This is a genomic window from Fundidesulfovibrio terrae (assembly GCF_022808915.1).
GTDB lineage: Bacteria > Desulfobacterota > Desulfovibrionia > Desulfovibrionales > Desulfovibrionaceae > Fundidesulfovibrio > Fundidesulfovibrio terrae.
Genome location: NZ_JAKZFS010000001.1, coordinates 434,740 through 453,136 on the forward strand (window position 1 = coordinate 434,740; position 18,397 = coordinate 453,136).

17 protein-coding genes are annotated in these 18,397 nt (G+C 64.3%); 9 read left to right on the forward strand and 8 right to left on the reverse strand.

Features of this window, described 5'->3' with window-relative positions:
* Positions 1 to 31 precede the first annotated feature (31 nt).
* Positions 32 to 1,669, reverse strand: a complete 1,638-nt coding sequence (gene groL, locus ML540_RS01980) for a chaperonin GroEL (protein WP_243358184.1) — start codon at positions 1,667 to 1,669, stop codon at positions 32 to 34.
* A gap of 45 nt (positions 1,670 to 1,714) precedes the next feature.
* Positions 1,715 to 2,005, reverse strand: coding sequence for a co-chaperone GroES (gene groES, locus ML540_RS01985; RefSeq protein WP_243358186.1), 291 nt, complete (start codon positions 2,003 to 2,005; stop codon positions 1,715 to 1,717).
* 427 nt (positions 2,006 to 2,432) lie between these two features.
* On the opposite strand from groES, the gene motA reads away from it, so the two are divergent.
* Complete coding sequence (gene motA, locus ML540_RS01990; protein ID WP_243358187.1) at positions 2,433 to 3,287, forward strand: flagellar motor stator protein MotA; 855 nt, start codon at positions 2,433 to 2,435, stop codon at positions 3,285 to 3,287.
* Between the two features lie 139 nt (positions 3,288 to 3,426).
* On the opposite strand, the gene ML540_RS01995 is transcribed toward motA, so the two are convergent.
* Entirely contained in the window at positions 3,427 to 4,017 is a 591-nt protein-coding gene (locus ML540_RS01995) for a hypothetical protein (RefSeq protein ID WP_243358188.1), read from the reverse strand.
* 8 nt (positions 4,018 to 4,025) lie between these two features.
* On the reverse strand, positions 4,026 to 5,021 hold the full coding sequence (locus ML540_RS02000) for an efflux RND transporter periplasmic adaptor subunit (protein WP_243358189.1): 996 nt from the start codon (positions 5,019 to 5,021) through the stop codon (positions 4,026 to 4,028).
* Positions 5,022 to 5,463: 442 nt separating this feature from the next.
* On the opposite strand from ML540_RS02000, the gene ML540_RS02005 reads away from it, so the two are divergent.
* The 6 genes from ML540_RS02005 to ML540_RS02030 are packed head-to-tail and all read left to right on the forward strand — an operon-like array spanning position 5,464 to position 10,599.
* Positions 5,464 to 7,407 (forward strand): NADH-quinone oxidoreductase subunit 5 family protein, encoded by a 1,944-nt coding sequence (locus tag ML540_RS02005; protein ID WP_243358190.1) that lies wholly within the window; start codon positions 5,464 to 5,466, stop codon positions 7,405 to 7,407.
* Positions 7,407 to 8,255, forward strand: a complete 849-nt coding sequence (locus ML540_RS02010; RefSeq protein WP_243358191.1) for a respiratory chain complex I subunit 1 family protein — start codon at positions 7,407 to 7,409, stop codon at positions 8,253 to 8,255. Before ML540_RS02005 ends, ML540_RS02010 begins: the two co-directional genes overlap by 1 nt.
* 30 nt (positions 8,256 to 8,285) lie before the next feature.
* Positions 8,286 to 8,729: an NADH-quinone oxidoreductase subunit B family protein gene (locus ML540_RS02015; RefSeq protein ID WP_243359633.1), complete on the forward strand. Its 444-nt coding sequence runs from the start codon at positions 8,286 to 8,288 to the stop codon at positions 8,727 to 8,729.
* Positions 8,730 to 8,755: 26 nt separating this feature from the next.
* On the forward strand, positions 8,756 to 9,142 hold the full coding sequence (locus ML540_RS02020; RefSeq protein ID WP_243358192.1) for an NADH-quinone oxidoreductase subunit C: 387 nt from the start codon (positions 8,756 to 8,758) through the stop codon (positions 9,140 to 9,142).
* A gap of 4 nt (positions 9,143 to 9,146) precedes the next feature.
* Entirely contained in the window at positions 9,147 to 10,220 is a 1,074-nt protein-coding gene (locus tag ML540_RS02025; protein ID WP_243358193.1) for a hydrogenase large subunit, read from the forward strand.
* A 13-nt stretch (positions 10,221 to 10,233) separates the two neighbouring features.
* A complete protein-coding gene (locus tag ML540_RS02030) occupies positions 10,234 to 10,599 on the forward strand; it encodes a 4Fe-4S dicluster domain-containing protein (protein WP_243358194.1) in 366 nt (121 codons plus the stop codon).
* Positions 10,600 to 10,890: 291 nt separating this feature from the next.
* On the opposite strand, the gene ML540_RS02035 is transcribed toward ML540_RS02030, so the two are convergent.
* The 4 genes from ML540_RS02035 to ML540_RS02050 are packed head-to-tail and all read right to left on the reverse strand — an operon-like array spanning position 10,891 to position 14,602.
* Positions 10,891 to 11,751 carry a tetratricopeptide repeat protein gene (locus tag ML540_RS02035; protein ID WP_243358195.1) on the reverse strand — a complete coding sequence of 287 codons (861 nt, stop codon included), beginning with the start codon at positions 11,749 to 11,751 and terminating at the stop codon, positions 10,891 to 10,893.
* On the reverse strand, positions 11,748 to 12,923 hold the full coding sequence (locus tag ML540_RS02040; RefSeq protein ID WP_243358196.1) for a GNAT family N-acetyltransferase: 1,176 nt from the start codon (positions 12,921 to 12,923) through the stop codon (positions 11,748 to 11,750). Before ML540_RS02040 ends, ML540_RS02035 begins: the two co-directional genes overlap by 4 nt.
* A gap of 46 nt (positions 12,924 to 12,969) precedes the next feature.
* A complete protein-coding gene (locus tag ML540_RS02045; RefSeq protein ID WP_243358197.1) occupies positions 12,970 to 13,320 on the reverse strand; it encodes a hypothetical protein in 351 nt (116 codons plus the stop codon).
* Between the two features lie 19 nt (positions 13,321 to 13,339).
* Positions 13,340 to 14,602 (reverse strand): EAL and HDOD domain-containing protein, encoded by a 1,263-nt coding sequence (locus ML540_RS02050; protein ID WP_243358198.1) that lies wholly within the window; start codon positions 14,600 to 14,602, stop codon positions 13,340 to 13,342.
* Between the two features lie 157 nt (positions 14,603 to 14,759).
* Between ML540_RS02050 and ML540_RS02055 the strand changes: the two genes are divergently transcribed.
* The gene (locus tag ML540_RS02055) at positions 14,760 to 16,448 is read left to right on the forward strand and encodes a GspE/PulE family protein (RefSeq protein ID WP_243358199.1); all 1,689 of its coding nucleotides are present in this window, start codon (positions 14,760 to 14,762) and stop codon (positions 16,446 to 16,448) included.
* 47 nt (positions 16,449 to 16,495) lie between these two features.
* Complete coding sequence (locus ML540_RS02060) at positions 16,496 to 18,397, forward strand: esterase/lipase family protein (RefSeq protein ID WP_243358200.1); 1,902 nt, start codon at positions 16,496 to 16,498, stop codon at positions 18,395 to 18,397.

The following is an 18,397-nucleotide window of genomic DNA, read 5'->3' on the forward strand; positions in this document are numbered from 1 at the left end:
CAAGCGATCGGGCTCGTACTTGGCTTAGGGCCTAGTACATGCCGCCCATTCCGCCCATGCCGCCGGGCATGGGGGGCATGTCCTTCTTGGCTTCGGGCTTCTCGGCGATGGCGCACTCGGTGGTGAGCAGCAGGCCGGAGACGGAAGCGGCGTTCTGCAGGGCGATGCGGGTGACCTTCTTGGGGTCGATGACGCCGGCCTTGATCAGGTCCTCGTACTCGCCGGTGGCGGCGTTGAAGCCGAAGCCTTCCTTGCCGTCGGCCACCTTGGCCACCACGATGGAGCCCTCGAATCCGGCGTTGCCGGAGATCTGGCGCAGGGGGGCTTCGCAGGCGCGGCGCACGATCTCGATGCCGGCGGTCTCGTCGTCGTCAACGGCCTTGACCTTGTCCAGGGCCTTCAGGCAGCGCACCAGGGCGACGCCGCCGCCGGGGACGATGCCTTCTTCAACGGCAGCGCGGGTGGCGTTCAGGGCGTCCTCGACGCGGGCCTTCTTCTCCTTCATCTCGGTCTCGGTGGCGGCACCCACGTTGATCACGGCAACGCCGCCCACGATCTTGGCCAGGCGCTCCTGCAGCTTCTCGCGGTCATAGGAGGAGGTGGTCTCGTCGATCTGGGCGCGGATCTGCTTCACGCGGGCCTTGATGTCCTCGGCCTTTCCGGCGCCGTCGATGATGGTGGCGTTTTCCTTGTCGATGATCACGCGCTTGGCGCGGCCCAGGTCCTGCAGCCCGATGTTCTCGAGCTTGATGCCCAGGTCTTCGGAGACGGCCTGGCCGCCGGTGAGGATGGCGATATCCTGGAGCATGGCCTTGCGGCGGTCGCCGAAGCCGGGGGCCTTCACGGCGCAGACCTGCAGGGTGCCGCGCAGCTTGTTGACCACCAGGGTGGCCAGGGCTTCGCCCTCGACGTCTTCAGCCACGATCAAGAGGGGCTTGGCCATCTTGGCGACCTGCTCGAGCACGGGCAGGAGGTCCTTCATGGAGGAGACCTTCTTCTCGTTGATGAGGATGAAGGGCTCGTCCATTTCACAGATCATCTTCTCGGGATCGGTCACGAAGTAGGGGGAGAGGTAGCCGCGGTCGAACTGCATGCCCTCGACCACGTCCAGGGTGGTTTCCAGGCCCTTGGCTTCCTCGACGGTGATGACGCCTTCCTTGCCGACCTTGTTCATGGCCTCGGCGATGATGTTGCCGATGGTGGCGTCGGAGTTGGCGGAGATGGTGCCGACCTGGGCGATCTCCTTCTGGTCGCGGGTGGGCTTGGCGAGGACGGCCAGCTCTTCCACCATGGCCTCGACGGCCTTGTCGATGCCGCGCTTGATGGCCATGGGATTGCGGCCCGCGGCAACCAGCTTCACGCCTTCCTGGAACACGGCCTGGGCCAGGATGGTGGCGGTGGTGGTGCCGTCGCCGGCCACGTCGGAGGTCTTGGAGGCGACTTCCTTGACCATCTGGGCGCCCATGTTCTCGAACTTGTCGGAAAGCTCGATTTCCTTGGCCACGGTCACGCCGTCCTTGGTGATGACGGGGGAGCCGAAGCTCTTCTCGATGACCACGTTGCGGCCCTTGGGTCCCAGGGTGACTTTCACGGCGTTGGCCAGCTTGTCGACGCCCTTCTTCAGCTTTTCACGAGCCTGGGCATCGTAGAGAATCTCTTTGGCGGACATATCTTGCTCTCCTTAAAGAGGATGGATGATTTGTAAGAGAGGGGATTAGCCTTCGATGACGGCCAGGATGTCATCCTCGCGCATCATCAGGTGCTCCACGCCGTCGACCTTGATCTCGGTGCCGGCGTACTTGTTGAAGAGCACGGTGTCGCCCTTCTCCACGGTCAGCTTGGCGCGCTTGCCGTCATCGCCCACCTTGCCGGGGCCGACGGCGATCACTTCGCCCTTCATGGGCTTTTCCTTGGCGGAATCGGGGATGATGATGCCGCCGGCGGTCTTGGTTTCCTCTTCGAGGCGCTTCACCAGGACACGGTCGTTCAAGGGCTTGAGCTTCATTGCGGATAATCCTCCGTATGGAATGTTGCTTATTGGGAGTGTTAGCACTCGTCGTCGATGAGTGCTAACGGCAGGCAGCGTATTAGGGAACATACCCGAAAATTCCAACAGGGAAAGGGAAAAGATGATCCGGGCCTGGCCTGATTAGAGGAGGTAATCTAATTATTTCGAAAAAAATCTTAAATTTTCGTCAAAATACTCGCTTTATCGCCTTCCAGGCATGGAAGAGGGCCGTCTCGGGCCGGGCAAGAGCACACTTGACTTCGAGGCCCATTCCGGTGATTTTCCCCGCTGCCGCTGTGTTTCTGGCGGCTTTTTTCGATACAGGCCCGAAGAGCCCGGTCCGCAGGTCTGCGCGCCGGATTCATCGAAAATAGAGCGTCTACGTTTACGGCAAGAGTTTAGGCTCGCCTGGAGGGGCGGGATTATGAACGCCATACTGGGCATCGTAATCGTCCTGGGCTGCGTCATCGGCGGCTACATCATCGAGGGCGGCATCCTCGGCGTGCTCTTCCAGCCCGTGGAAGTGCTCATCATCTGCGGCGCGGCCCTAGGCGCGTTCCTGATATCGGCCCCTCTGTCGGTTTCCAAGGACGTCTTCAAGCACATCCCGGCCATCTTCACCGCCAAGGAGGACTCCAAGGCCTTCTACCTGGAGCTTCTCTCGCTCATGTACGAGCTCTTCCAGCTGGCCCGCCGCTCCGGCGCCGTGGCCCTGGACGCCCACGTCAACCGCCCGGCCGACTCCGACATCTTCCGCCGCTACGCCTCGGTGGCCAAGAGTAAGACCGTGCTCAACTTCATCTGCGACAACTTGAAAATCGTCATCGCGGGCAACATCGAGCAGCATCACTACGAAGCCATCATGGACACCGACATAGCCACCCGCAAGCACCACGACCTGATCCCGTCGCAGTCGGTGAACAAGGTGGCGGACTCCCTGCCGGGCCTGGGCATCGTGGCCGCGGTGCTGGGCATCGTGCTGGTTATGGGCCACCTGGACCAGGACGTGAAGGAACTGGGCAACCATATCGGCGCGGCGCTTCTGGGCACGTTCATGGGCGTGCTGCTGTGCTACGGCTTCGTGGGTCCCATGGGGTCGCTTCTCGAGCACATGGGCATGGCCAAGCAGGCCCGGCTCAAGGTGGTGAAGAGCGCGCTCATGGGCTACTCCATCGGCCTGGCTCCCATCCTGGCCGTGGAATACGCCCGGCGCGCGGTGCCCACCAACGTGCAGCCCTCCATGGAGGAGCTGGAAGAAGGGATGAAGAAGGGCGGCTAGCTCCGGCCCAGGTGCTCCCGGAGGCTCGGATGAGTCAGCCGGCCGTCCGGCCGATCGCCTGTCCCCAAAAAAACGACGCCCCGCTTCGCGGGGCGTTTTGTTTTGTCTGAAGAAGGCCGAGGCCGGGATGCCCTCCGGTTCAGCGCGCTCCCGCCGCCTTGGCCGGGGCGCGTTCGCGCAGGACCACGTCCAGCTCGCGCAGGAGCCTTTCCAGCCTGAGGCCCTGGGGGGGAAGGTTCTCGATGCCGCAGACCTTGCGGTTCATGTCATCGCACCATTTGGTCAGGTCGGAGATGCCGTATTTGGAGGCGTCGGCGAAGTAGAGGGCCTTGTCGTTCTGGTCGGGCACGCCGTCCCATTTGAGCTTAAGACCCAGGAAGGTGCGCTCGTTGTGGTGCTGGGCGTGCTTGACCTCGAATCCGGCCATGAAGCTCAAGGGCTCGCCCATGGTGTCGGTGGGGTCCACCAGCTTGAAATAGAGAAGCATGGCCACCCCGGTGAATTTCTCCACCCCCACCAGTTGCGACGACTTGAACGACAGGCACAGTCCCGTGGAGGAGATGTCCTCGATGCGGGGGTAGGGCGGCTTGCCCTGGATCATCTTGGGCTCTCCCAGCTGCCTGAGGTGGACGTGGCCCAGCTCGCTTATGCGCCTGAGCCACACGGCGAGTTCGAGCACGGTGTTCTCGTCCACCTCGATGCGGAAGGTCGTCCTGTAGTCGTCGTCCATCTCGCCTCCTAACGGGGGCCGTCGGGCACCTGCACGGAAACCTGGCCGCGCATCCCTTCCTTCAGGGTCAGCCCGGGGTTGGGCAGGGACAGCTCCACCTCGAAATGCGAGGGGAGCTGGACGTCGGTCTGGTTGGCGGTCATGGGGATGCGTATGATGGTGGCCTCGTATGTCTTGCCGGGCATGGTGTCGAAGGCGATGGTGGCCTTGTCGCCCACCCGCAGCTTGGCCAGCTGGATCTCGTGCACCAGGGCGCGCACCAGGATGGGATCCATGGAGCCCACCACGAAGAGCTTGGTCTTCTTGGTGAGGATCATCCCGGGCTTCACCTCCGGGTTCACCCACAGCACGTAGCCCGCCACCGGGGAAGTTATCCACGACTGGCCCGGGAGGTTGTGCGCGCTGGCCTTGGGACCGAACTTGGCCTTGGCGAGCTCCAGCTCCCCCTTGGCCATCTCGCGCTCCATGCGCAGGTTGTCGTCCAGGATGCGCTCCTTGAGGCGGGCCAGCTCCATGTCCTTGATGATGTCGCTCATCTCCTGCTGCGAGGCGGCGCCCTTGGCGTAGCGCATGCGCGCCTCCTCGAGCTTTTTGCGCTTGGTCGCGATGTCCGAGCGCAGGCTCTCGAGGTTGGCCTCCATGCCCCGCAGGTCGGCCTGGGAGAGCTTGCGCTCCTCGGAGAGCAGGTCCTCGGGCGGGAAGGCGTATTCGAGCAGGCGCTGGTCGGAGTCCACGTGCTGGCCGATGTCGGCCAGCATCTTGGAGACCTTCATCCGGCCGGTGAAGGGCTTGACCGGAGGCTCGGCGTCCTCGCCGCGCTTGTCTTTGACCTCCTTGGCCATGGCGTCGAAGATTTTGAGTTCCTCGGGAGTAGCGTGGGGGCTCATGACCTCCATGTGGTCCGGGCTGTATGTCTTGCCGATGAAGGAGATGACCTCGGCGAAGGCAGGCTTTCCGATGAAAAGGGCCATGGCCATGGCGGCCAGGCAAAGGGTGCGTCGCATCCGACCTCCAGGCGGGCCGGGGCCCGCGTCGATGGCCGGGATGTAAACTAAAATTTGCCGGCAGGCAAAGCCGCTGATGTCCCGGGCCCGTGCGGAAGCGCGGATTTTCGGGGCGGACCCTCGGCTGCTCGGAAAAAGCCGCCGTTCACCGAAAAATATCGACCGTTCACCAAGGCAATAAAGCCGCTCATGCGAGGCCACCGGAGCCGGAAGCCTCCAAAGGCGTGAAAAAGCCCGTTCCGGCGGCCCTTCCCGGTTCGCTTGACCAAGGAATTTCAATTCCTTAAGAGATCGCTCAAAGCTCTTAGTCCAGGTCCTTACCTGTCAACCGCCGGCCGGGGGGTCGGAGAATCTTCAACGCGCAACGGAGGTGCTTCCAGTCTCAGATATCAGTGCATCGAGGCGAGGCAATTGACTCGACACAACCTAACGTGAGGTGAATATGGACATCTTGGTTTTCGCGACCGTGGTGCTCCCGTTCCTGGCGGCAATCGCCCTGTTGCTGCTTCGGGACAAGGGCTCCAGAAGCCTGATCGTGGTCGGAACCGCGGTGGTCCTGGCCGCGGCTTCCCTGGCCTTGGTCGGGCAAGGTTCCTTCGAGTACTCCCCTAAAAGCCTGCTGGGATTCGGTCTTGACGGGCTGGTCATGCTGCTCGATTTCGCCCTGCTGTTCGTCATCCTGGCCATGGCTCTGACGAAGCTCAAAAGCCCCCTGGTCGCCGCCCTGACGGCCGCCCAGATCGTCGGGCTCATCTACCTCGAATTCTTCATGGGACACGGCGCCGAAGTGGCAGCCCCGGCCATGTTCGCGGACAAACTCTCCCTGATCATGGTCCTGGTGATCTCCATCGTGGGCTCGCTCATCTGCGTGTACGCCCTGGGCTACATGCCGGAACACGAGGCGCACGTGCACGTTCCCAAGACCAAGCAGCCCCGGTTCTTCTTCTTCCTGGTGGCCTTCCTTGGCGCCATGAACGGCCTGGTGATGGCCAACAGCCTGCTGTGGCTGTACTTCTTCTGGGAAATCACCACGTTCTGTTCGTTCATGCTCATCGCCCATGACGGCGACGAGACCTCGGTGAAGAACGCCACCCGCGCCCTGTGGATGAACATGACCGGCGGCGTGGCCTTCGTGTTCGCCCTCATCTTCATGCAGAAGGCCGGCATGGGCCTGTACGTGACCGAACTCCTGAAGCCCGGCTTCTCCGCCGCCGGCGCCGTGGCCCTGATCCCGCTGTTCATGCTGTGCTACGCGGGCATCACCAAGAGCGCCCAGGTGCCCTTCCAGAGCTGGCTGACCGGCGCCATGGTGGCTCCCACCCCGGTCTCCGCGCTGCTGCACTCCTCCACCATGGTCAAGGCCGGCGTCTATCTGGTGCTGCGCCTGTCTCCCGCCTACGCGGGCACCATGCTCTCGGGCATGCTGGCCATGTTCGGCGCGTTCACCTTCCTGACCACCTCGGCCCTGGCCGTGGGACAGTCCAACGCCAAGAAGGTGCTGGCCTACTCCACCATCGCCAACCTGGGCCTGATCATCGCCTGCGCGGGCATCAACACCCCGGCCGCCATCACCGCGGCCATCGTCATCATCATCTTCCACGCCGTGAGCAAGGCCCTCATGTTCCTGTGCGTGGGCACCATCGAGCAGAAGATCCACTCCCGCGACCTGGAAGACATGCGCGGCCTGTACATGACCATGCCCAAGACCACCATCGTGGCCCTGATCGGCGTGTGCACCATGCTGCTGCCCCCCTTCGGCGTGCTGCTGGGCAAGTGGATGGCCATCGAGAGCGCCGCGGCCGTGAAGTACATGCCCGTGACCATCATGCTGGCCCTGGGCTCCGGCCTCACCGTGATGTTCTGGGCCAGATGGGCCGGCATCCTGCTCTCCACCCCGTACCCCAAGGGCGTCACCCCCGAGGTGCAGCCCGCCACCGTGCGCGGCCCGCTGGTGCTTCTGGCCTACGGCGCGCTCATCCTGTCGCTCTTCGTGCCTTTCCTGTACGGCGGCCTCATCGAGCCCGCGGTGCGCAGCTCCCACAAGGCGGCCGGATACGTCATGGACGCCTTCAACTTCGTCAGCGCCCAGGGCGTGTTCTACATCTACCCGCTGTTCCTGGTGCTGGGCGTGGGCTTCTACCTGGCCTTCAAGGCCGCCCGCAAGGTTGACCCCGCCAGCTGCGTGGGCCCCTACCTCTGCGGCGCCCAGGCGGCCGATGACGACAAGGCCTTCGTGTCCACCGGACGCGCCAACGTCGGCTACCAGGCCGGCAACTTCTACCTGTCCTGGATCTTCGGCGAGGAGCGCCTGACCGGTTCCATCAACGTGGTGGCCGGCGTGTTGCTCGCGGTGATGCTCGGACTGTTGCTTGGAGGGGTTATCTAATGGGTAAGCTCCTGCTCGCCACCATCGCCGTGATCCTGGCCCCGGTCGTGGGCGGCCTCATCGCCGGACTCGACCGCAAGCTCACCGCCTGGCTCCAGTCGCGTGTCGGCCCTCCGATCTTGCAGCCCTTCTACGACGTGTTCAAGCTGCTGGGCAAATCGCCCATGCTCATCAACCCCTGGCAGATCCTCACCGTGTGGGTCTACCTGGTGAGCTCCATGCTGACGGTGTTCCTGTTCTTCATGGGCTCCGACCTGCTGCTGATGTTCTTCGTGCTGACCATCGGCGCGGTGTTCTTCGTCATGGGCGCGCTGTCCACCCAGTCTCCGTACGCCCAGGTGGGCGCCCAGCGCGAACTGGTGACCATGCTCACCTATGAGCCGCTGATCATCCTGGTGTTCGTGTCCATCGCCATGGTCACGGGCAGCTTCAAGGTGTCGGAGGTGTTCACCTACGGCAAGCCGCTCCTGTACCAGCTGCCGCTGATGTTCGTGGTGCTGGGCTACGCGCTGACCATCAAGCTGCGCAAGTCGCCCTTCGACATCTCCGCCTGCCACCACGCCCACCAGGAAGTGGTGCGCGGCGTGCTCACGGAGTACTCCGGACCGCAGCTGGCCATGATCGAGATCGCCCACTGGTACGACGTGGTGTTCGTCCTGGGCCTGGTGGGCCTGTTCTGGGCCTCCAGCTTCTGGGGTTGCGCCGTCCTGCTCGCGGTGACCTACTTCGCGGAGCTGGTCATCGACAACGTCACCGCCCGCATGACCTACAAGTGGATGCTCAAGACCGTTTGGGGTTGGGGCCTGGCTCTGTCGGTGCTGAACCTGCTCTGGCTGTACGCCGGCTAATCCTTCTTATCGGGAGATCAACCCATGAGCATGCTCAAAGACTGGATCAACAAGGGCCGGCTGAAGTCCCCCTGGATCGTCCACTTCGACTGCGGCTCCTGCAACGGCTGCGACATCGAAGTGCTGGCCTGCCTGACTCCTCTGTACGACGTTGAACGCTTCGGCATCATCAACATCGGCGACCCCAAGCACGCGGACGTGCTGCTGGTCACGGGCACCGTGAACCACCGCAACAAGCACGTTCTCAAGAACATCTACGACCAGATGCCCTCGCCCAAGGCCGTCATCGCCATGGGCGCCTGCGGCCTGACCGGCGGCGTGTTCCGCGAGGCCTACAACGTGGTGGGCGGCGTGGACAAGGTCATCCCCGTGGACGTGTATGTCCGGGGCTGTCCTCCCAAACCCGAGGCCATCATCGACGGCGTGGTCCATGCCCTCGGCAAGGTCAAGGCCGCTCTCGAAGCCGCCGGTTAACGTTAAGCGCGAGCGAGGTATCCCACATGTTTGCCAATGAACAGGCCGTCACGGTGGACACCCTGATCCCCGAGTGCCAGAAGCGCTTCGACGAAGGGCTTCGCCTCGTGGGCGTCACCGCCGTGGAGATCAAGGCCGACAGCACCTTCGATGTGCTCTACCACTTCGACCAGGACCTGCAGGTGTCCCACCTGCGCGTGAACGTGCCCAAGGAAGCCCCCGTGCCGTCCATCTCCGGCGTGTACTTCCCGGCGCTCCTGTACGAAAACGAGATCAAGGACCAGTTCGGCGTGAACTTCCAGAACATCCTCATCGACTTCGGCTGCACCCTGTACCTGGAGCCCGAGGTGGTGAAGAGCCCGTTCTGCACCTTCACCTTTGCCCGCAAAGAAAAGGGCAAAGAGGAGGCCTAGACATATGCGTACCATACTGCCTTTCGGCCCCCAGCACCCGGTGCTGCCCGAGCCCATCCACCTGAAGCTGGTGGTCGAGGACGAAACGGTCGTCGAGGCCCTGCCCAACCTTGGGTATGTGCACCGCGGGCTGGAAAAGCTCACCGACATCCGCGACTACAACCAGATGGTCAACATCGTGGAGCGCGTGTGCGGCATCTGCTCGTGCATCCACTCCCTGAACTACTGCGAGGCCGTGGAGAAGCTCATGGGCCTGGAAGTGCCCCAGCGGGCCAACTTCCTGCGCGTGATGTGGGGCGAGATCCACCGCATCCACTCCCACCTGCTGTGGCTTGGCCTCTTCGCCGACGGCTTCGGCTTCGAGTCCCTGTTCATGCAGTTCTGGCGCATCCGCGAGCGCGCCATGGACCTCATGGAAGCCACGGCCGGCAACCGCGTGGTCATCTCCACCAACATCGTGGGCGGCGTCCGCAAGGACATCACCCCCGAGCAGAAGGCCTGGATCCTGGCCGAGACCGACAAGATCGAAAACGAGGTCCGGGCCCTGGAGAAGACCATCCTGGACGACTACACCGTCAAGAAGCGCTGCTGCGGCAAGGGCGTGCTCACCAAGGAGCAGGCCCACCAGCTTGGCGCGGTCGGCCCCATGCTGCGCGGCTCGGGCTGGGCCCAGGACGTGCGCCAGACCGGCTACGCCGCCTACGGCCAGCTCGATTTCGAGCCGGTGGTGGAATACGACGGCGACTCCTACGCCCGCTGCAAGGTGCGCTTCCGCGAGGTTTACGCCGCGGCCGACCTGGTCCGCCAGTGCCTGGCCAAGCTGCCCGAGGGCGAGCTTGCCGTGAAGGTGAAGGGCAAGCCCGAGGGAGAAGTCTGGCATCGCGTGGAGCAGCCCCGGGGCGAGCTCTACTACTACATCAAGGGTAACGGTTCGAAAAACTTGGAGCGCGTGCGCATCCGCACTCCAACATTCGCCAACATCCCGCCGCTCCTGGCCGTGCTGCCCGGATGCGAGCTGGCGGACGTGCCCGTGATCGTGCTGTCCATCGACCCGTGCATCTCCTGCACGGAGCGTTAAGAGGAGCCGCCTCATGTTCGAGATGACCAAAAACGTCCTGCAGAACCTGATGGGGAAATCCTCCACCAGGCTCTACCCCTTCACCAAGCGCGAACCGTATGAGCGTTTCAGGGGCACCCTGGATATCAACGTGGACGAGTGCATCTTCTGCGGCACCTGCGCCAAGAAGTGCCCCAGCCAGTGCATCGAGGTGGACATCAAGGGCCGCACCTGGACCTGCGATTCCTTCGCCTGCGTGTACTGCTCCAACTGCGTGGAGGCCTGTCCCACCCAGTGCATGACCATGGACCCGGTCACCAAGCCGCCCGCATACGAGAAGGACGTGATCTTCTACAAGGGCAAGCCCAAGGAGCCCAAGAAGGCCAAGGCCAAGGAATAGCCCTTTTCCTAGCGGCTGTTTCCGGCACCCCTAAAAGCGCGCCGGCCCGGTTCACCCGGGCCGGCGTTTTTTTTTGCTTTCAAGGCGGCTTCCGGCTTGGCTCACGGAGAAGCCCCGTTTCGAACGGCGCGAAGCAAGGCAGGATTCCAAAGGAGCGACGCTCCTGTGGCCGCCGGAGGCTGTACCCCCCCATCCTCCGCCGATGCACTGGGGAGCGCTTCTTCGCGCGAAATCGTCCGGGAGTTCAGGGAATACGATCACACTTGGGGGTCTTTCCCCTGCAAAGCCTGCTCAGCGCGGCAGCGCCCGCAGCCTCTCGAGGGCGGTCTGGTTCAGCGGATCGTAGCCGAGCATGGTGCGCCACAGCCGCACGGCCTCCACCGTGTTCCCCCGCGACATGGCCCGTTCGGCCTGCCGGGAGAGCGTGGTCAGCAGGGCGAAGCGCGCCCGGGCGTCGAGCGGGTCGAGGGCCAGGGCCTGCCTCCAGGCGTCCTGGGCCAGACCCTCCTGCCCGATGCGCCGGTACACCTCCCCGACAGCCACCAGGGCGCGCGTGCCCCTGGGGTTCAGCTCCAGGGAACGTTCCAGCTCCATGCGGGCGTTGGCGGTCAGGCCCAGGCGCGAAAAGGTGTCTCCCAGGGCCAGATGCAGGTCGGCGTCGTCTCCGGCCGATGCCTGGGCGCGAGCCAGGTACGCGGCCGCTTCCCGGCGGCGGTCGCGGGCCAGGAACGTGGCGGCGGTGCCCAGGCAGGCCCAGCCGTTGGCCGGATCGAGCGAAAGCACGCGGGCGTAGTCCCCTTGGGCCGCGGCGGGGTCGCCTTGCCAAAGCTGCAGGTGCCCCCGCCATGTGAGGGCCAGCAGGTTCCCGGAGTCGGACGCGAGCACCTGGGAGAGTCCGTCCAGGGCGGCCCGGACATTGCCGGAAGCGGCGTCGATCTGGGCCAGGCGGATGCGGGCGAAAGCGTCCGAGGGGTCGAGTTTCAGGGCGTCCTGCACGGCGCGGCGGGCGGCCTCCAGGTTGTTCTTGGCCTGCCACTCCTGGGACAGGAACAGCTGGTCCATGACCATTTGGGCGTCCTCCTGGGCGCACGGCGCGGCCACGGGCCTCAGGATGGCCCAGGCAAGGGCCAGTATGCACAGGGAGCGGGTCATGTGCCGGAGGGCCTCTTGAAGGCCGAGAAGGCTTCGAGACTGTCGATGTATTCCCGGGTCATGGCGTTAATCTTGGGTATGTTGAGGGCGAAGACCGAGGAGAGCCTGGGATCGCGGAAGCGGTGCAGGCTGCGGGTGGTGCGGGACGCGAACCCGCGACGGGGCTTGTGCTCGCCGCCCATGCCGGGGTCGAAGCGGGTAAGGCCCCGGGCGATGGCCCATTCGATGGGCGCGTAATAGCACAGCTCGAAGTGCAGGAAGGCGATTTCCTCGGCCGCGCCCCAGTAGCGGCCAAAGAGCGCGCCGCCGCCGTGGGCCAGAAGCGCCAGGCCTACTGGTTCCTCCTGTCCCCGCAGGAAGGCCGCCGAAAACGCCAGGCGGTCCCGGAAGCAGTCAGCCAGGCCCTCGAAAAAGGCGCGTGGCAGGTACTTGCACCCCCATTCCCCGAACTTGTCGTTGGTGTCCTCGTAGTAGTCGTACATGAGGGAAAACCACGAATCCGGAGCATCGGTGCCGGGCACCACGGCCACCTCCACGCCGGAGTCGCGCAGGCGCTGGCGTTCCCGGCGGATGTTCTTGCGCTGCCCGGCCCTGAACCGGTCCAGAAAGTCGTCGAAGTCGCGGTAACCCGGGTTTTGCCAGAGGAATCCCTGGTGCTCCCAGGCTATGAAATCGAAGTCTTCCAGCTCGTCGGCGAAGTCGTCCCCGGCGAAGAGCACGTGCAGTCCGGAGAGGTCATGGGCCTCGGCCAGGCGGCTCATGGCTTCGAGCATGGCCCCGGACAGCGCCGGGCGCGAGATGCCGGGCAGGGCCAGGAAACGGTATCCGGCCACGGGGGTGAAGGGCGTGGCGGCCACGAGCTTGGGGTAGTAGGGCAGGTCCATGCGGGAAGCCGCGTCGGCCCAAATCTGGTCGTAGACGAACTCGGCCTGGCCGTGCCCCTTGAGATAGAGGGGGGCGGCCCCGGCCAGCACGTTTCCGGCGCGCACCCCGCAGTGGGCGGGCAGCCAGCCGGTTTCGGGGCGCACCGCGCCGGAGGTCTCCAGCAGGTCGAGCCATTCCCAGCGCATGAAGGGGGTGTCGTCCCGGGTCATGGCGTTCCATTCTTCGCGGTTGAAGGAACGCATGGACGGCGCGAAAAAGATGGCGAGGGATGGAGATGGGCTGGTCATGGGGGAAACGGCCGGAACGAGGGACGTCCCGGCCGTGCGTACGGCATTACTTGATGTTGGCCCAGGCTTCCCCGTTCTTGAGGAACAAGTTGATCTCCACGGCCTTGCAGATGTCCACGTCCTTGATGGTGTAGGCCATCTTCTCGCGGACAACGTATTTGAGGTCCCACATGCAGTCGCCCTCGTCGTGGGGCACGGCGATGTTCACCCTCTTGCCCTCCTTGAGCTTCCACTTGTCCAGCAGGTTGGGCCCCCACTTGCCGCTCCCGGCCGGAGCCAGGCGGATCTGCTTGATCTGCTGGTCCACCGAGTTGATGAAAACGATGCGCTTTTCGGCGGCCAGGGCTTGTGAGGCCAGGGCCAGGGTCAGTGCCAGTACGACGAGAATTCTCGGCATTGTTGTCCTCCGCGTGGGTTCAGGCATTGCCAGCAGGTTGCTCGTACAAGGATTTGGCCCAAACAAGCGCCTCGCAATAGGAACTGGCCACGGTGATGGGGTCCAGCCCCAGGGTGCGGGTCAGTTCGTCAAGGTTGCTCCAGTCGCCCGACTCGAAACACCGGGCGACGCTCAGCCAGTCGGCGTAGCGGTTCTTCTCGCCGCACAGGGCTGCCTTGACCTCGTCGTCCAGGGGCAGCGATCCGACCAGCTCGCGCATGGGGGTGTCCAGCATGGGCTCAAGCAGGGAGAAGAGCCCCATGAGGAAAAGGGTGTCCGGGGAGACGCTCTGCACATGGTGGTTGTGCGCGGCGCGTTCCAGGAACTTGGCCCGGATGGACGACAGGTAGGGCAGCTCCGAGGTCTTGTCCGCGGGCATGACGTCGGAGAGCACCACCAGCCACAGCCAGCTCTTGATCTGCTGCCAGCCGAGCATCATGATGGCGTGGCGGATGGAGTCCACCTTGTAGCGCAGCCCGAAAGCCAGGGAATTGATGAAGGTGAGCAGCCTGAAGCTTATGGACACGTCGGACTCGATGTTGCGGGTGAGTTCCTCCAGGTCCATGTCGTCTTTTTCCAGGGTGCGGTAGATGTTCAGCCGGGTGATCTTGTTGGAGGGCAGCTTGCGCCCGGGCACGATGATGGGCTTTTCGAAGAAGAAGCCCTGGAACAGGTTGAAGCCGAGCTGTTTCGCCAGCTGGAACTGGGCGTCGTCCTCCACGCGCTTGGCCGCCAGCAGGCACTGGCAGGTCCCAAGCTCCGCCAGGGTGGCCTTGAGCCCGGCTTCGTCCTTGCCCGGCATGTCGATGAAGACGATGTCGGCCAGCTCCAGGAGCTTCGGCGTGCACTCCCCCGGGATGAAGTGGTTGAGGGCCAGGCTGTAGCCTTTGCCCTTCACCGCGCGCAGGGCCGCTTCGTATTCGGCGGGAAGTTCCGCCACGGGCTCCACCTCGATCACCGTGGTCTGGGGCGCCAGGGCCGCGGGCACGTCGGAGAGGATGGACATGCGCGAAAAGTGTATGAATATCTTCTTGCCCGCCTGGTTGGGCTCCGGCGGGGAGAGCAGGGCGGTGGAGATCACCGAGAGGGTGGCCACGTCCTTGTCGGAGAAATTGGCGGATTTCTCCAGGGGGCTCTTGCGGTAGAGCAGCTCATAGCCGAAGACGTGCTTGTCGGCGTCGAAAACCGGCTGCCTGGCGAAGAACGTGTCGACGTAAATCTGGGTTCCCGTGTCCGTGGACATCTGCGATTTTCCTTCTGATGCGTTCCGGGCTTTTGATTGTCTACCCCAGCTTGGGGCGCGTGTCCATTTTCGGTTCACGGCTACAGGACTCATGGACAGGACGGCTCAAGCGGGTTAGAAGACGTTCATATCCATATATTTCGGGGTTTTTATCGGTATGAAGGCACTCCACGAAAAACTTGTCGATTCCGGGCTGGTCACCAAATCAGAGGTGGATCAGGTCCGGCAGATCCAGCGCAAGTCGGGCTGGAAGATCGTGGAGTACCTCATGCACCAGGGGCGGCTCAACGAGAACGAGCTCATCGACTTCATCAGCCGGGAACTCAAGATCGATAAGTATACCGCCGAGAAGTACCCGCTGGACAAGACCCTCAAGGAAGTCCTGCCCGAGGATCTGGCCCGCAAGTTGGACCTGGTGCCGGTAAAGCTCGACCGGAACGTCCTCTACGTGGTCACGGCCGATCCGGAGTCCATCAACCGCCTGGACCAGGTGGAGCGCGTGGCCCTGCTGGAGGTGGAGCCCGTGTTCTGCACCAAGGCCGAGCTGGAAGAGCTCATGGCCGGGCAGTACGGGGTGCAGTCCCACCTGGGGGACATGCTGGGCATCATCGACGAGCTCACGGTGCAGTCCGGCGACGAGGCCGACGAGGGGATGGACCTGGCCGGGGCGCTGCAGTCCGCGGTGCAGGAAGCCCCGGTGGTGCGCCTGGTGAACCAGATACTGGCCCAGGCCGTGCGCGAGCGCGCCTCGGATATCCACCTCTCCCCCATGGCCGCCACCATCCAGATGCGCTTTCGCATCGACGGCGAGCTGCGCGAGTTTCCAACGCCCCCAAAGTCGGTGTTCCTGACGGTGCTGTCGCGCCTGAAGCTCCTGGCCAACATGGACATCACCATCACCCGCATCCCTCAGGACGGGCGCTTCTCCTTCGTGCTGGACGGCAAGGAGGTCAACGTGCGCGCCTCCACGCTGCCCACCATCCACGGGGAGAACCTGGTGCTGCGCCTGCTCACGCGCTCCTCGCGCGGCGGCTCCATGGACGAGCTCGGGGTCAGCGAGGAGGATCGGCGCAAGCTCCAGAAGGGCATGGACCGCCCCTTCGGAATGATCCTGGCCACTGGCCCCACCGGCTCGGGCAAGACCACGCTTCTCTATGCGGCATTGCGCCAGATGGACCAGCCCGGGGTGAACATCATCACCCTGGAAGACCCGGTGGAATACCGCATCGAGACCATCCGGCAGGTGCAGCTGAACGTGCGCGCGGGCATGACCTTCGCCTCGGGCCTGCGGGCCATCCTGCGCCAGGACCCGGACGTGATCATGGTGGGCGAAATCCGGGACGGAGAAACGGCGCAGATCGCCGTGCAGTCGGCCCTGACCGGCCACCAGGTGCTCTCCACGGTGCACACCAACTCGGCCTGCCAGGCCCTGACGCGCCTTTCCGAGATGGGCATCGAGCCGTTCCTCATCGCGTCCACCCTGGCGGTGGTGGTGGGGCAGCGGCTGGTGCGGCGCATCTGCCCCAAGTGCAAGGAGCCCTACCAGCCCCCCAAGGAGCTCCTGGACGTGTTCGAGATGCGCCATCTGAAGGATGTGGTGTTCATGCGCGGCAAGGGCTGCCCGGACTGCAACGGCCTGGGCTACGCCGGGCGCGTGGGCGTGTACGAGGTGCTCTACGTGGACGACCTGGTGCAGGACCTCATCCTGCGCAAGGCCTCGGCCCGCGAGATCGAGCAGGCCGCGGTGGAGGCCGGAGCCTTCTCCACCCTCAAGATGGACGCGCTTTCCAAGGTGGTGGCCGGTTTCACAACCATCGAGGAAGCGGCGACAATTGCCTTCATGTAGCAGCGCACGGGGGCTTACCCACCTCAACGACAGGCAGGGAACCTCACATGACTGCCGCCCTCAGGATTTCACTCTTTCTTCTGCTGATGGCCGTCGGCCTGGCCGGCTGCGCCGGCGTGGCCATAAAGCCCACCGACATCTCCCAGCGCTACGCCGCCCTGGACCGTAGCGCCCTGGACTCGGACCGCCCAAGCGAGATGACTCTGGGCTTCCTCAAGCAGCGCGACCTGTTTGAAGAGTGGCGTGCAAATCCTGAGGGGTTGATCGCCCGCCTGGACGCCAAGTACCGCGAGGACCCCGGGCCGGGCACGCTGCTGGCCCTGATGGAACTGACCCATCTCCAGGCTCGCAGGCTCGCTTCCCAGCGAGGGAAGGCCGCCGCCTACGATCTGTCCTGCGCCCTCTACGCCTACCTGTTCTTGTTCGACCCCAAGGCGACCCCCGAGAAGGGGCTTCTGGCGACCAACACTCGGCTGGCCAGCGAGTTCCACAACCGGTCCCTGTCGCGCTACCTTTTGTTCGCCCGGCGCGAGAACATCCGCTTCGTGCAGGGCAGGCGCCTGCCCCTGGCCGTAGGGAGCCTGGAACTCAAGGAAAGGAAAAGCGGGCTGCCCTTCGCCCCCGAGGATTTCTCCTCCTTCCACCTGGCCTTCGAGTATTCGGTCTCGGGCCTGGACGTGAGCTACTCCGCGCCCGGGCTGGGAGCGCCCCTCATCCTTGTGCGGGAAGCCCGGGACGGGGAGGAAATCCGCCCGGAGGAGCGCTTCCTCAGCCGTATCCGCCAAGTGTTGGCCGCCACGTTCTTTCTCCGCATCGAGACGGAGCCCGCCCCAGGCGAGTCCGGCGCGCAGGTGTACGGAGCGCGCATTGAGCTGTACGACCCCATGCGCGAAAGCACCGTGCGGGTGGGCGACGCGGTGGTGCCGCTGGAGACGGACACCACCACGCCCCTGGCCTGGATGGCCGCCCACGCTCCCTCGCCCCAGGGCATCAAGGGCCTCATGGACCCGGACGCCCTCAAGGACGTTCAGGGCCTGTATATGCTGCAGCCCTACCAGAAGGACAAGATACCCGTGGTATTCGTCCATGGGCTCATCAGCTCACCCATGACCTGGCTGCCCATGATCAACGGCCTCATGGGCGACCCCAAGCTCCGGGAACGCTACCAGTTCTGGTACTTCTCCTACCCCACCGGCAACCCGGTGTTCTATTCCGCCCTGACGCTTCGCCAGTCCCTGGAAAAGGCGCGCCAGACCTTTGATCCGGACGGGACAAACCCGTTCTTCAACGACATGATCATTGTGGGCCACAGCATGGGCGGGCTGTTGACCAAGGCCATGGTCCAGGACAGCGGCGAGGCCCTGTGGAACAGCGTGTCCAAGGTGCCGGCAGGTGAGCTGGATGTTCCGCCCGAGACCCGGGAACTGGTGAGCAGAGTCTTCTTCTTCAAACCCCTGCCCTATGTGACCGAGGCCGTGTTCATCGCCACGCCCCACCGCGGCTCGGAAATGGCCCTGGGCACCATCGGGCAGATCGGCAGGGCTTTGGTCACTCTGCCCGTGAAGCTGGCGGCCATGGGCGGCACCCTGTTGAAGGCCTTGGCCGCGCACGGCAAACTGCCGCTCGAGAGCGCGCTCACCGGCATCGACGCCCTTTCGCCCAAGAACCCCATGCTGGTCACCTCAGCCGGCCTGCCCGTGGCGGTGCCCTACCACTCCATCATCGGCAACGAGGAGGCCGCAGGGGTGAAGGGTGGTTCGGACGGGGTGGTGCCTTACTGGAGCTCCTCCATGCCGGGAGCAGTTTCAGAGCTGGTGGTCAAGTCCGGGCACGGGGCGCACGAGCATCCCCTGGTCATACAGGAAGTGCGCCGGATCATGCTGGAGCACGCGGACAGGAGCCCGGCTTTTTCGGGAGCGCCTAGACTTGCGTCCCGACAGGGCGGCTAG